The following is a 14,713-nucleotide window of genomic DNA, read 5'->3' on the forward strand; positions in this document are numbered from 1 at the left end:
TACTATAGAACAGAAAATTATAGAAAATAAAAAGTGATAATATGAGAACATTAAAATTGATTTTGTCGGGCTGGCAATCCGTGGGGCTTGTCGTATTTATTATGCTGTTTTTTAATATGGAGGTGAGTGGCAAGGGTAAAATAACAAAAAATGCTCCTGTCTTTACGCAATTTATTTATCAGGGGGAGGATGCTATTTATCAAAACAATTCTTTAAAGCCAGGTGAGTTCTATAATCCTATTTTGCAGGGTTGCTATCCCGATCCGAGTATAACGCGGAAAGGGAATGATTATTATTTAGTGTGCTCATCTTTTGCTATGTTTCCCGGGGTACCTATTTTCCATTCTAATGATCTGGTCAACTGGAAACAAATCGGTCATGTGCTGGACAGAACGTCACAATTAAAGGTTGAAGATTGTGGTATTAGTGCTGGTGTATATGCTCCTGCTATAAGATATAATCCCCATAATGATACGTTTTATATGATAACCACTCAATTTTCCGGCGGCTTTGGAAATATGGTGGTAAAGACGAAGAATCCGGAGAATGGCTGGAGTGATCCGATCAAACTTCAATTTGAAGGCATTGATCCTTCTCTTTTCTTTGATGATAATGGCAAGGCATACGTGGTACATAATGATGCTCCTGCTCAGGGAGAAGAACGTTATTCGGGACACCGTGTCATAAAAATATGGGATTATGATGTGGAGAATGATAAAGTGGTTCCGGGAACGGACCGGATCATCGTAAACGGTGGCGTCAATATAGAAGAAAAGCCGATATGGATTGAAGCTCCTCATATCTATAAGAAAGATGGACGTTATTATTTAATGTGTGCGGAAGGAGGAACCGGAGGCTGGCATAGCGAAGTCATTTTTGTAAGTGATCATCCGAAAGGACCTTATCTCCCGGCAAATAATAATCCTATTTTGACTCAACGTTATTTTCCTGCAAATCGGTCGGATAAAGTGGACTGGGCTGGTCATGCAGACTTAGTGGAGGGACCCGACGGAAAATATTATGGTGTATTTTTAGGAATACGCCCCAATGAGAAGAACAGAGTGAATACCGGACGCGAAACTTTTATTCTTCCGGTGGACTGGAGCGGAACATTTCCTGTTTTCGAGAATGGGCTTATCCCTATGAAACCTACATTGGAGATGCCTTCGGGAGTTGAGAACCAAACAGGGAAAAACGGTTATTTGCCTAGTGGCAACTTTGTCTTTAAGGATGATTTCTCCGATAAGACATTAGACCTTAGATGGATCGGTCTTAGAGGTCCTCGTGAAGATTTCGTTGAGATGACCGATAAAGGGTTGCGGATCATCCCTTTTACCTCAAATATCAATGAAGTGAAACCTACTTCTACCTTGTTCTACCGTCAGCAGCATAATCAATTTACAGCGGCAGCAACCATGGAGTATAAACCGAAAAATGAGAAAGATTTTGCCGGTATAACATGTTATCAAAATGAAAGATATCACTATGTTTTCGGTATCACTAAAAAGGGGAAAGACTATTACCTGATACTGCAAAGAACCGAGAAAGGACAAGCGAGTGTCCTAGGTGAGGTGAAGATAGAAACAGAGAAACCTGTGACACTGCAAGTAACAGCTAATGGAGATGATTATCGTTTTAATTATTCGATTGATGGCAAGAGTTTCCTAAATTTAGGAGGAACCGTTTCCGGCGATATTCTTTCTACTAATGAGGCTGGTGGCTTTACAGGAGCAATGATTGGACTGTATGCAACATCTGTTGGTTATTAATTAGAAACCTTATCATTCTATAATTATGAAAATACATCATCTATTTTGGGGTATATGTTTATGCTTCAGCACAAATATCTTATTCGCACAGAACTATCAGAAAACATCGTCCGGTATCAAAACCACTGTAAATGCAGTGGATATAGAAGTACAATTCTTTGCGCCTGCTGTGGCGAGAGTAATAAAGTCACCGGAAGGTGTTGCCTATGAAAAACAGAGTCTTTCTGTAATTGCCAAACCTGAAAAGGTGAGTTTTAAAGCTGATATACAAGATAATAAGATTGTATTGAACACCAGTGAACTAAGTGTCAGTGTGGACACCGGGACGGGAATTGTTTCTTATTTCTCAAAGGATGGCAAATCATTATTGGCAGAGAAATCCGGTATGCAGTTTATCGATTTCGATGATGCCGGGACAAAAACTTATCAGGTTTATCAACCTTTTATATTAGATAAGGAGGAAGCCATTTATGGTTTGGGACAATTGCAAAATGGAAAGATGATTCAGCGGAACATGACTAAAAATCTGATACAGGGAAATGTTGAAGATGTGTCACCTTTCTTCCAGTCTACTAAAGGATATGGTGTGTTTTGGGATAACTATTCGCCGACTCTTTTTACGGACAGCGAAGTTGAAACATCTTTCCGTTCTGAAGTAGGTGACTGTGTAGACTATTATTTCATGTATGGGAAGGATGCCGATGGTGTAATAGCACAAGTACGCAGCTTGACCGGGCAAGCACCGATGTTTCCTTTGTGGACTTATGGTTACTGGCAAAGTAAAGAAAGATATAAGAGCCAGGAGGAAGTGGTAGACGTTGTTCGTAAATATCGTGAATTGGGTGTTCCCTTGGATGGTATTATTCAGGACTGGCAATATTGGGGGCATAACTATTTGTGGAATGCGATGGATTTTCAGAATCCGACTTTCAATCATCCTCAAAAGATGATTGAGGATGTCCATGCGATGAACGCACACATGGCTATATCTATCTGGTCGTCATTCGGACCGATGACCAAACCTTATAGAGAATTGGATGAAAAAGGGATGTTGTTTAACTTCACTACCTGGCCGCAATCGGGATTGGAGTCATGGCCCCCCAACATGGAATATCCTTCCGGTGTAAGAGTGTATGATGCTTACAATCCCGAAGCGCGTGATATTTATTGGAAATATCTGAATGATGGAATTTTCAAACTGGGAATGGATGCCTGGTGGATGGACTCTACCGAACCCGACCATTTGGACTGGAAGCCGGAGGATATGGATACCAAAACCTATCTGGGCTCGTTCCGTAAGGTGCGCAATGCTTATCCGTTGATGACTGTCGGAGGGGTTTACGACCATCAGCGTGCAGTGACTTTGGACAAACGCGTGTTTATTTTAACCCGTTCGGGATTCTTGGGGCAGCAACGTTATGGTACAAATGTATGGAGTGGTGATGTCGCTTCCACATGGGAGAGTTTTAGAAATCAGATTCCTGCCGGATTAAACTTCTCTTTGTGTGGTATGCCTCACTGGAATAGTGATATTGGTGGCTTTTTTGCAGGACATTATAATAAAAGCTGGAATGATGATAGTGCTTCAAAAAATCCATTGTATCAGGAGCTTTATGTGCGTTGGTTGCAGTTTGGAACGTTCAATCCGATGATGCGTTCGCACGGGACGGATGTTTATAGGGAAATCTATAAGTTCGGAAAGAAAGGCGAGTCTGTATATGATGCTATCGAGAAGATGATAGGTTTACGTTACTCTCTGTTGCCTTATATTTATTCTACTTCTTGGGAGGTAAGCAATCGTCAATCGAGTTTTATGCGCGCTTTGATGATGGATTTTGTAGATGACAGAAAGGTGTGGGATATCAATGACGAATATATGTTTGGAAAATCGATCCTTGTGGCTCCGATTACTCATGCACAATATACACCGGAAGCTGTGGTAAAAGTTTCCGAAGAAGAAGGATGGAACAGAGATGGAGCGAAAAAAACAAAAACTGACGCTGCTGTGGATTTCATGGAAACGAAATCTACTAACATATACTTACCGGCAGGAACGCTATGGTATGATTTCTGGACAAACGAGAAACATGAAGGCGGAAAGGAAATTACCAAAGAGACTACACTTGATGTTATTCCATTGTATGTAAAAGCGGGTAGTATTATTCCTGTCGGTCCACAAGTTCAGTATGCAACTGAAAAACCGTGGGATCATCTTGAATTGAAGGTGTATGCGGGTGCGAATGGAAACTTCATTTTATATGAAGATGAATTTGATAATTACAATTACGAAAAAGGAGCTTATGCGGAAATTCCAATCTCTTGGAATAATATATCTCGTAAATTGACGATAGGGGCAAGAAAAGGTGCGTATGAGGGAATGTTGAAGAACCGTAAGTTTACTGTAACCCTTCAGGACGGGACTCAAAAAAACGTCGATTATAATGGGAAAGCGATTTCTGTAGAGTTTTGATTGTAATAAAATGTGTGATTATGTCAGTAGAAAAGAATCTAAAAAGTAGAAATATGATGAAGTTTTTTATAGTAATGGCTATGCTATTGGGTAGTAGTGTTGCAAGTGCAGAAAATAAACAGATAACAAGTCCTGATGGAAAGTTGGTAGTAACAGTCGCAGATATGGATGGAAGACCTTCTTATTCTGTTAGTTATGACAATGTTCTTTTTTTGAAGCCATCTCCATTGGGGATTATTGCAAATATAGGAGATTTCTCATCGGGGATGTCGCTGGAGAAGAATGTTTCAACCAATAAAATAGATGAAACATACGAGTTGGCTTCTATTAAGCAGAGCAAGGTTCGTTATGTGGCCAATGAAGCTGTATTTTCGTTTACGCAACAAGGGAAAACAATTTATGATGTTATATTCCGCATAAGTAATAACGATGTTGCTTTTAAATATAAGATGTATCCGCAAGGTGAGACACTAAGTTGCGTGGTTAAGCAAGAAGTCACAGGATTTGCGTTTCCTGACGGAACCACCACTTTCCTTTGTCCGCAAAGCAAACCGATGGGAGGATTTGCCCGTACTTCTCCAAGTTATGAGACGTCTTATACGGCAGATGATGTCGCAGGCAAAAATGGCTGGGGAGAAGGATATACATTTCCCTGTCTGTTCCGTAATGGAGATAACGGTTGGGTGCTTGTTTCCGAAACGGGAGTAAATGGTGGATATTGTGCGAGCCGTCTGTTGGGACACAAAGGAGGAACGTATACAATCGGATTTCCGCAAGAAGGTGAAGCAAATGGGAATGGTACGGTTTCTCCGGGGATAGCATTGCCGGGCGAGACGCCTTGGCGTACTATTACTGTGGGCAAGACTTTGGCTCCAATAGTGGAGACAACGGTTCCTTTTGATGTTGTAAAACCGCTTTATCCGGCAAAAGGAGAGTATACGTATGGCAGGGGTTCATGGAGTTGGATCATCGGTATGGATGGAAGTACTAATTATAAAGAGCAACTCCGGTATATTGATTTTTCGGCAGCAATGGGGTATCAATCTGTGTTGGTGGATGCCTTGTGGGATAAACAAATAGGACGTGATAAAATTGAAGAATTGGCTAAATATGGGAAGAACAAAGGGGTAGCTCTTTATTTGTGGTATAATTCGAATGGGTATTGGAATGATGCTCCGCAAACTCCGAGAGGTATTATGGATAATGCGATAGCCAGACGTAAGGAGATGAAATGGATGCAAAGCATTGGTATCCGTGGAATAAAAGTTGACTTTTTCGGAGGTGACAAGCAAATGACTATGCAGTTGTATGAGGATATCTTGTCGGATGCAAACGAGTACGGTCTTTTAGTTATTTTCCATGGATGTACTTTGCCTCGTGGCTGGGAACGTATGTATCCTAACTTCGCATCGAGTGAGGCTGTATTGGCTAGTGAAAATCTTCATTTCTCTCAAGGCAGCTGTGATAATGAGGCCTTTAATGCTACTTTGCACCCGTTTATTCGTAATACTGTGGGTAGCATGGATTTTGGAGGTAGTGCATTGAACAAATATTATAATGCGGATAATGCTCCACGGGGAAGCCGGCGGGTGACATCAGATGTCTACGCACTGGCTACGGCGGTTCTATTTCAGAGTCCGGTACAGCATTTTGCTCTGGCACCGAATAATCTGACCGATGCTCCTGCATGGGCTATTGATTTTATGAAAGAGGTTCCAACGACTTGGGATGAGGTACGTTTCATTGACGGTTATCCTGGTAAATACGTTATTCTTGCCCGTCGTCATGGAGACAAATGGTATATTGCCGGAGTAAATGCGCAGAAGGAAACACTGAAACTTAAAGTTAATTTGCCGATGTTCTCCAATGGGGAAAAGGTGAGACTGTTTAGTGATGATAAGGCATTGCAGGGTAGCGTAAAACAAATAGAAATAGGAAAGAAACAAGAATTGCAATTGGCTATTCCTTGCAATGGTGGAGTATTAATAACCAAATAACCATTTAAAATAAAAGAATATGAGAAACTTAAAATTTTTAGGCGTGTCGTTTTTGTTGGCAATGACTGCCGCCACTTCAGGAACTGCACAAAATCCTATTATCCAAACAAAATATACCGCTGATCCGGCTCCGATGGTATATAATGATACCGTTTTCCTTTATACAACTCATGATGAGGATGATGCCGAAGGATTCAAAATGTTGGACTGGTTACTTTATACTTCCACCGATATGGTCAATTGGACCGATCATGGAGCTGTCGCTTCTCTGAAGAGTTTTGATTGGGTGAAACGTGATAACGGTGCCTGGGCAGAACAAGTCATCGAACGTAATGGCAAATTTTATATGTATTGCCCGATTCATGGTAATGGTATTGGCGTATTGGTCTCCGACTCTCCTTACGGTCCTTTTAAAGACCCATTGAACAAACCGTTGGTTTGGCAGAAGGAGCATTGGTATGACATTGACCCGACCGTATTTATTGATGATGACGGACAAGCGTATATGTATTGGGGCAATCCGAATGTTTATTATGTGAAACTGAATGAGGATATGATTTCATATTCGGGGGAAATTGTACAAGTGGAAAATAAACCGGAACATTACCAGGAAGGTCCGTGGGTGTATAAACGGAACGGGCATTATTACATGGCTTTCGCTTCAACTTGTTGCCCGGAAGGGATTGGCTATGCCATGAGCGACAAAGCTACCGGACCATGGAGTACAAAAGGATATATTATGCGTCCAACAGAGCGGAGTAGAGGAAATCATCCTGGAATTATCGATTATAAAGGTAGCTCTTATGTATTTGGCCTAAATTATGATTTGCTTCATTTGGAGACTTTGGATCATAAGGAACGCCGTTCGGTCTCTGTTGCAAAAATGCATTATAATCCGGATGGAACTATTAAGGAAGTTCCTTATTGGCAGGAGACGAAACTGGAACAGATTGAAAACTTTAATCCTTACCGTAGAGTGGAAGCTGAAACGATGGCTTGGGGATATGGTCTTAAAGCTGAAAATCATAAGAATGGTGGTTTGTATATAACCGATATTGATGATAATGAATATCTGTGTGTGCGTGGTGTCGACTTTGGCAAGAAGGGAGCAAAGAAATTCAGTGTAAGCGCAGCTTGTGTTGAAAAAGGCGGAATGATAGAAATTCGTCTGGACAGCACTGAAGGTCCGGTAATAGGCAGTGTCAGTATATCACCGACAGGAGGACTGGATATATATAAACAGATGTCATGCCGGATAAAGAATGCAAAGGGTGTACATGATCTTTATTTCTGCTTTAAAGGAGAGAAAGGAAACAAACTTTTCAATCTGGATTATTGGGAATTTGAATAGCTTTTATTCAAAAAAAATAAGATTGTAATGTGCTTATAATCAGTGTAATTATTAGGGCGTGCTACAAGGGGAAAGATAGATGTAACATTGAAAATGAAGATGTTATTTAGGAAAAGAAGCCCGTAACATAATTATGTTTGTAGTTTTATAAGCTGGCATATCTTTGCAGAAAAAGATCAGTAATTCATATTTGATTATAAAGAAAATAAGAGGTATTATGAAGAATACACAGGTAATACAATTAATGTCAATCGTCCGGCTCTCCATATTTATGTTGGGGATAACAATGATGTCATGTAACTCAAAGAAAGAACAACAATTACCGGCTATTGGAAAATCTGTGGCTCTCTTTGATTATTTTTCTTATAAAGGAAATGATGATTTCTATATTTCCAATCCTCTGTCAGGTGAAGACTATTTCTATAATCCTATTTTGCCGGGATGGTATTCTGATCCTAGTGTTTGTACAAATGGAAAAGGTGATTATTTTCTAGTAACATCTACATTCACTTATTTCCCCGGTGTTCCTATTTTTCACAGCAAGGACTTGGTGAATTGGAAACAGATAGGGCATGTGTTGAACCGTGCTTCGCAATTAGTGAATATGGAAGGACAGAAAGTGAGTGGCGGTATTTTTGCTCCGGCTATTTCTTATAATCCGTATAACAAGACATATTATATGGTAACAACCAATGTAGGAGCCGGAAATTTCTTTGTTAAGACGCAAGACCCGTTTGGTGAATGGTCGGAACCCGTCATGTTGCCGGAGGTCGGAGGTATTGATCCTTCTTTCTTTTTTGATGAAGATGGTAAGGCATATATTGTTAATAATGATGAGGCTCCGGATAATAAGCCTGAATATAGCGGACACCGTACTATACGTATACAAGAGTTTGATGTGAAAACAGATAAGACGGTCGGTCCCCGTAAAATTCTTGTAAACAAAGGAGCTCAACCGGCAGACAAACCAATTTGGATAGAAGGCCCTCATTTATATAAAATAAATGGAAAGTACTTCTTGATGTCCGCCGAAGGTGGAACGGGAAACTGGCACTCGGAAGTGATTTTCCGTGGTGATTCTCCGATGGGTAAGTTTCTTCCATGGAAAAACAATCCGATTCTGACGCAAAGACATTTGAATTCTGACCGTCCTAATTCGGTAACCTGTGCTGGTCATGCAGACTTGATTCAAACAAAAGAGGGAGATTGGTGGGCTGTTTTTCTGGCTTGTCGCCCTATTAATAATCAGTTTGAGAATTTGGGACGTGAAACATTTATGATGCCGGTGAAATGGAGTGAAGACGGATTCCCGTACATGACACAAGGCGATGATTTAGTACCTATGATTGTAAAACGTGAAGGTGCGAAACGCGATACGACAGTTACTTATGGTAATTTCGAGTTAATAGAGAACTTTGATTCTCCTATACTTGACATGACCTGGATGACTTTAAGAGCTTCTGCTTCCGATTTATATTCATTGACGGAAACGCCCGGATATCTGACCTTGAAGTGTGCAGATATTAGCGCTACGGAAAAGAAAACTCCGGCATTTGTCTGCCGTCGGTTACAACATCATAAATTTGAATGTGCTACCCGTATGTTGTTCAATCCTTCTAACGATAAGGAAACAGCCGGAATGTTATTGTTTAAAGATGAGACGCATCAATATTTCTTCTGCTTGAATAAAGTGGGTGAGAATAAAAATATTTCTCTGAAACAAATCGGTGAAAAGGAACAGACATTGGCTTCAGATGAAATAGACGCAGATACAAATGAAGTATATTTGAAATTAGTATCTCAAGGAATTGGTTACGATTTCTATTATTCTATTGATGGTGAAAAAAGCTGGAAACTGCTTTGTAAAGATGTAGATCCCAGTTATCTCTCTACTACAACGGCTGGTGGATTTACCGGTACTACAATTGGATTATACGCTACTTGCAAATAATTATTTTTTTTATATAAATCTAATACTAGCAACTATGGGTGGTATTTATAATGATAGCTAATGCAATTAAAAAAAGAATGATGATTAGAAAACAATGTAGTTAATTAACATCTTAAACTAATGGTAATGAAAAATGTAACGAAGAAAATTCAAAAAATTCCTTACCTGTTTCTCCTTATGTTGTTTAGTTTTGTAACAGCATCAGCACAGAAAGGGATAACGGTGAGGGGAACGGTTCTTGACAGTAATGGTGAGACAATCATTGGAGCCTCGGTAACTTTAAAAGGTAATAATTCAGTAGGTACGATCTCAGATATAGATGGCAATTTTGTATTGACTGTGCCCAGTGAGAAGTCTATCCTTATTGTTTCGTATGTAGGAATGAAACCACAGGAAGTAAAAGTGGCTTCCAAAGGTTTGATAAAAGTGACGTTGGAAGATGATACCAAACAACTGGAAGAAGTAGTAGTTGTAGGTTACGGACAACAGAAGAAAGCGTCAGTGGTAGGTGCTATCACGCAGACAAGTGGCAAAACGCTGGAGCGTGCCGGTGGTGTAACTAGTCTTGGTTCAGCATTGACAGGGTCTTTGCCGGGAGTTATTACTTCTGCTTCTTCTGGTATGCCTGGTGCAGAAGATCCTCAGATTATCATTCGTACACAGAGCTCGTGGAATAATAGTGAACCTTTAATATTGGTGGATGGTATTGAACGTGAGATGAGTTCGGTAGATATCTCGTCTGTAGAGAATATTTCAGTGTTAAAAGACGCCTCTGCTACGGCTGTTTATGGTGTGAAAGGTGCCAATGGTGTAATTCTTATAACTACCAAACGTGGTAAGGAAGGAAAAGCTAGTGTGCAAATCAAAGCTAATGTAACAGCAAAGGTGGCATCCAAACTACCGGAGAAGTATGATGCATACGATACTTTTTATCTGTTGAATAACTCTATTGAACGCGAGGCTTGTCTTAATCCTAATGGCTGGAATGACTATACTCCGACTTCCATTATTGATAAGTATCGTCATCCTGCCAATGCGGAAGAATGGGATCGTTATCCTAATACTGATTGGGAGAAAGCACTGTTTAATAGTACAGCCATGTCTTACAATACTAGTGTCAATGTTTCTGGAGGTACAAAAATTGTCAGTTATTTTGCAGCGGCTGATTTTGTAAGTGAAGGTGACTTGTTTAAAGTATATGATAACCGTCGTGGCTATGATTATGGTTTTGGCTATAATCGTATTAATGTGCGTAGTAATTTGGATTTCCAATTGACTAAAACTACAAAGTTTTCTACCAATCTATTTGGATCGAATGCTCAGCGTACCGTACCATGGGACTATAATGACCAAGATGCAACTTTTTGGGCAGCAGCCTATAAAAGTGCTCCTGATGCCATGCGTCCGATTTATTCTAACGGTATGTGGGGATGGTATCAACCTCGTGATGCCGATGTGCCTAACTCCGTATACAAACTGGCTGTAGCAGGGTCAGAGAAACGTACGACTACAAAGATGACTTCAGATTTTATCCTTGAGCAAGATTTGCATATGCTTACCAAAGGGCTGAAATTCAAAGCTAATTTCTCAATGGACTATACATTTGTTGAAAATAAACGTGGTGTCAATGATATGTATCATAATTCTCAGCGTATGTGGGTTAGACCTGATACTGGAGAAATTATTTTGGAACAACCGGAGCTTGGTACCGGTTTGGATGCTATTATCAATCCTATCTATTGGGAACATCAGGCTGGTAGCGTGAATACTGGTGCTACTTATCGTAAGCTTTATTATTCCATGCAAATGGATTATGCACGAAATTTCGGTAAACATGAAGTGACTGCTCTTGCTCTTTTCAGTCGTTTGAAAGAAGCGTCGGGCAGTGTGTTCCCTATTTATCGTGAAGATTGGGTGTTTCGTTTAACTTATAATTATGCTATGCGCTACTTCTTCGAAACTAATGGTGCCTATAATGGTTCAGAGAAGTTCGGTCCTGATTACCGTTTTGCTTTTTTTCCTTCTTTTTCATTAGGATGGATGATTAGCGAGGAAAAAATTGTTAAGAACAATCTGAAATTTCTCGATATGTTGAAGTTACGAGCTTCTTGGGGTAGAGTGGGAGATGATGCGGTGGTTCAGCCTTGGCAAAGATTTACAGATGGTCGTTTCTTATATAAAAATCAGTTGGATTATGGAGGTAACACACTAATGGGTAATATTAAGCCTGCTAATACTCCTTATACTTACTACACAATCAGTCGACTGGGGAATCCTAATATCTCATGGGAAACTGTAGAAAAGAGAAATTTAGGTATTGATTATGCTTTTTTAGGAGGGGCGGTTGCCGGTTCGGTGGATATATTCAATGACACTCGTACTGATATTTTGGTGAAGGGAAGCGATAGAGCGATAGCTTCTTATTTTGGAACTGATGCTCCTTATGCTAATCTCGGTAAAGTGAGCAGTCATGGTTATGAGTTGGAGTTGAGATTGAACCATACTTTTAATAATGGTATTCGTGCTTGGCTCAATACTAGCATGACTCATGCCGTCAACAAAGTGAAATTCCGTGATGATGCACCTTTGAAACCTGATTACCAGAAAGGGGCGGGACATGCCATTAATCAGGTATATTCTTATATTGATCATGGTAATCTTGCTACATGGGATGACGTGATTGGAAGTCCGGTTTGGACAACGGGTAATGATGCAAAACTTCCTGGGGATTATAACATTGTCGATTTTAATGGCGACGGTGTAATTGATGCTGATGACCGTGCTCCCTATCAGTATTCTACGATGCCTCAGAATACTTACAACGCTTCAATTGGAGCTGAATGGAAGGGATTTAGCATTTTTGCACAGTTCTATGGAGTAAACAATGTGACTCGTGAAGTCAATTTCCCGACGTTCCGTAGCACTGCCCATGTAGCTTATGCTGAAGGTGATTATTGGACTCCCGATGGGAGTGCTACTCTGCCCGCACCGCGTTGGGGGACCACTATTGATCAAGCAGCATCAGGCACTAGATATTGGTACGATGGTTCTTATTTGCGTTTGAAAAACGTTGAATTGTCCTATACTTTCCAAAAATCAAACTGGTTGAAGAAGATGGGGATCAAAAACTGCCGTATATATCTGAACGGTGATAATCTTTATATGTGGACTAAAATGCCGGATGATCGCGAATCTAATACCGGATATAGTTCTTCTGATGGTGCTTATCCGACAATGCGCCGTTTCAATCTTGGTATCGACATTACTTTATAAATACTAAGTAAAGACTATGAATAAGTATATTAATAAAATATTCCTTACGTCGGTCATCACTTTGGCCGGTATGTTGGGAGCTACTTCTTGTACTGACTATTTGGACAAATCTCCATATAGTGACATTGAAGAGAATGATCCATATAAGAATTTCAAGAATTTCCAGGGATTTACCGAGGAACTCTATAACTGTATACCTGTTGTATCAAACAGTGAGTATCATACTAGTTTTAATTTTGGTGAGGAAGATTATTGGGAGCCACAGGAGCTTCGCCTCTTTGCCCGTAATATTGACTATGGTGATTTCTGGGGATGGACTACCTGTTATTATTCTTATCCTTCTTCTATACGTGGTGGAAAGGCTAATTCACAGGAACGCAGTGATAAGGGTAATCTGTGGAAACTTTGCTGGTATGGTATCCGTAAGGCTAACATTGGTATAGCTAATCTTGGTAATTTGGTAAGTGCTACAGAAGAAGAACGTAATCTTATTGAAGGACAACTTTATTTTTTCCGTGGATGGTTTCATTTTATGTTGATGGAATGGTGGGGTGGAATGCCTTATGTTGACCAAGTATTACCGCCGGATGTTGCTCCTGCATTATCCAGACTTACCTGGCAAGAGTGTGCTGAAAAATGTGTGGCTGATTTTGACCATGCTATTCCTTTGCTTCCCGTTGACTGGGATCAAACCACAGCTGGTAGAGCTACTCTTGGTTTGAATGATACTCGTATTAATAAAATTATGGCTTTGGCCTATAAAGGGAAGACGTTGCTTTGGGCGGGTAGTCCGCTAATGAACTGGGCTTCTGGAGGTGACAAAGAGTATGATGCGGGACGTTGTAAGCGTGCAGCTGAAGCTTTTGGCGAAGCTTTGAAGATTGTTGAGGATACTAAACGCTATGAATTAGCAGATATGGAAAATTATAACGACCTGTTTGTCGTATACAATTCCGGCGGTAAGCTTAATGGGGTGAAAGAAGCTATCTTCCGCGAAAATTTAGTGCAGTATGATGGTCGTTGGAACTATAACATGAATACGGATTTTCGTCCGCGTTCTCATATCAATGCTGGTATTAAATGTTATCCGACTGCTAATTATGTAAATTATTTTGGTATGGCTAATGGCTATCCGATCAAAGATATGACAAAAGCCGATGCAGAATCAGGATATGATCCTAAGTATCCTTGGAAAAATCGTGATCCGCGTTTTTATAAAGACATCATATTTGACGGTGAATGGTGTGGAGAAACTGGAAACGGACAATATTGCCAGTTGTATACGAATGGAGCGGACAGTGAAGAGAAAGATCCACAGAAAGGGTGTTTTACAGGTTATATGAATAGTAAGCTCTGTCTAAAAATAGTGAATAATGCTAACGTCAGAGGTGCTCACTACGCTGTTTTAAGTTTGATGCGTTTAGCAGATGTTTATCTGATGTACTCGGAGGCAACGGCTGTAGGTTATGGCTCTCCGCAAAGTAAAGCTTCTAGCTTCTATATGACGGCTGAAGATGCTATCAATGAGATTCGTGATCGTGCCGGTGTGGCTCACGTACTTGATCGATTTACTGGAAATACGACAGACTTTCTTGGTGAGATTCGCCGCGAGCGTGCCGTAGAACTTGCTTTTGAGGGCTTTCGCTTTATGGATCTTCGTCGTTGGATGCTTCTTGATAAGAGTCCTTATACCTTGAAGACAAAGATTGAGTTTGACCGTGTACCTACCGCAAGCTATAACAAAGAGCATCCGGAGGAGAATGAAATCATGAACTTGAAAGAAGTGGTACTGGTGGAGAGAAAGTATACCGACAGACACTATTGGCTGCCATTACCCAAAGCAGATGTTTACTTGTATGAAGGCTTTGGCCAGAATCCGGGATGGTAATCATGACGTATTAA

General features: G+C 40.4%; 7 protein-coding genes. All 7 read left to right on the forward strand.

Annotation, left to right across the window (positions count from 1 at the left end; translation table 11 throughout):
* Positions 1–41: 41 nt before the first annotated feature.
* The gene (locus DW173_RS16655; RefSeq protein ID WP_120144820.1) at positions 42–1,769 is read left to right on the forward strand and encodes a glycoside hydrolase family 43 protein; all 1,728 of its coding nucleotides are present in this window, start codon (positions 42–44) and stop codon (positions 1,767–1,769) included.
* Between the two features lie 25 nt (positions 1,770–1,794).
* The gene (locus DW173_RS16660; RefSeq protein ID WP_120144821.1) at positions 1,795–4,239 is read left to right on the forward strand and encodes a TIM-barrel domain-containing protein; all 2,445 of its coding nucleotides are present in this window, start codon (positions 1,795–1,797) and stop codon (positions 4,237–4,239) included.
* 20 nt (positions 4,240–4,259) lie between these two features.
* A complete protein-coding gene (locus tag DW173_RS16665; protein WP_120144822.1) occupies positions 4,260–6,236 on the forward strand; it encodes a glycoside hydrolase family 97 protein in 1,977 nt (658 codons plus the stop codon).
* Positions 6,237–6,255: 19 nt separating this feature from the next.
* Positions 6,256–7,587, forward strand: coding sequence for a glycoside hydrolase family 43 protein (locus DW173_RS16670; RefSeq protein WP_120144823.1), 1,332 nt, complete (start codon positions 6,256–6,258; stop codon positions 7,585–7,587).
* Between the two features lie 217 nt (positions 7,588–7,804).
* Complete coding sequence (locus DW173_RS16675) at positions 7,805–9,538, forward strand: glycoside hydrolase family 43 protein (protein ID WP_120144842.1); 1,734 nt, start codon at positions 7,805–7,807, stop codon at positions 9,536–9,538.
* Positions 9,539–9,658: 120 nt separating this feature from the next.
* On the forward strand, positions 9,659–12,811 hold the full coding sequence (locus DW173_RS16680; protein ID WP_120144824.1) for a SusC/RagA family TonB-linked outer membrane protein: 3,153 nt from the start codon (positions 9,659–9,661) through the stop codon (positions 12,809–12,811).
* A gap of 16 nt (positions 12,812–12,827) precedes the next feature.
* Positions 12,828–14,699, forward strand: a complete 1,872-nt coding sequence (locus DW173_RS16685) for a RagB/SusD family nutrient uptake outer membrane protein (RefSeq protein ID WP_004299665.1) — start codon at positions 12,828–12,830, stop codon at positions 14,697–14,699.
* Positions 14,700–14,713: the final 14 nt, after the last annotated feature.

The sequence above is a fragment of the Bacteroides sp. AM16-13 genome (assembly GCF_003602705.1).
Lineage (GTDB): Bacteria > Bacteroidota > Bacteroidia > Bacteroidales > Bacteroidaceae > Bacteroides > Bacteroides xylanisolvens.

Excerpts from the sequence above, each read along its gene's own strand:
- DW173_RS16655 (WP_120144820.1), top strand. The coding sequence starts at position 42 with ATGAGAACATTAAAATTGATTTTGTCGGGCTGGCAATCCGTGGGGCTT.
- DW173_RS16660 (WP_120144821.1), top strand. The coding sequence starts at position 1,795 with ATGAAAATACATCATCTATTTTGGGGTATATGTTTATGCTTCAGCACA.
- DW173_RS16665 (WP_120144822.1), top strand. The coding sequence starts at position 4,260 with ATGTCAGTAGAAAAGAATCTAAAAAGTAGAAATATGATGAAGTTTTTT.
- DW173_RS16670 (WP_120144823.1), top strand. The coding sequence starts at position 6,256 with ATGAGAAACTTAAAATTTTTAGGCGTGTCGTTTTTGTTGGCAATGACT.
- DW173_RS16675 (WP_120144842.1), top strand. The coding sequence starts at position 7,805 with ATGAAGAATACACAGGTAATACAATTAATGTCAATCGTCCGGCTCTCC.
- DW173_RS16680 (WP_120144824.1), top strand. The coding sequence starts at position 9,659 with ATGGTAATGAAAAATGTAACGAAGAAAATTCAAAAAATTCCTTACCTG.
- DW173_RS16685 (WP_004299665.1), top strand. The coding sequence starts at position 12,828 with ATGAATAAGTATATTAATAAAATATTCCTTACGTCGGTCATCACTTTG.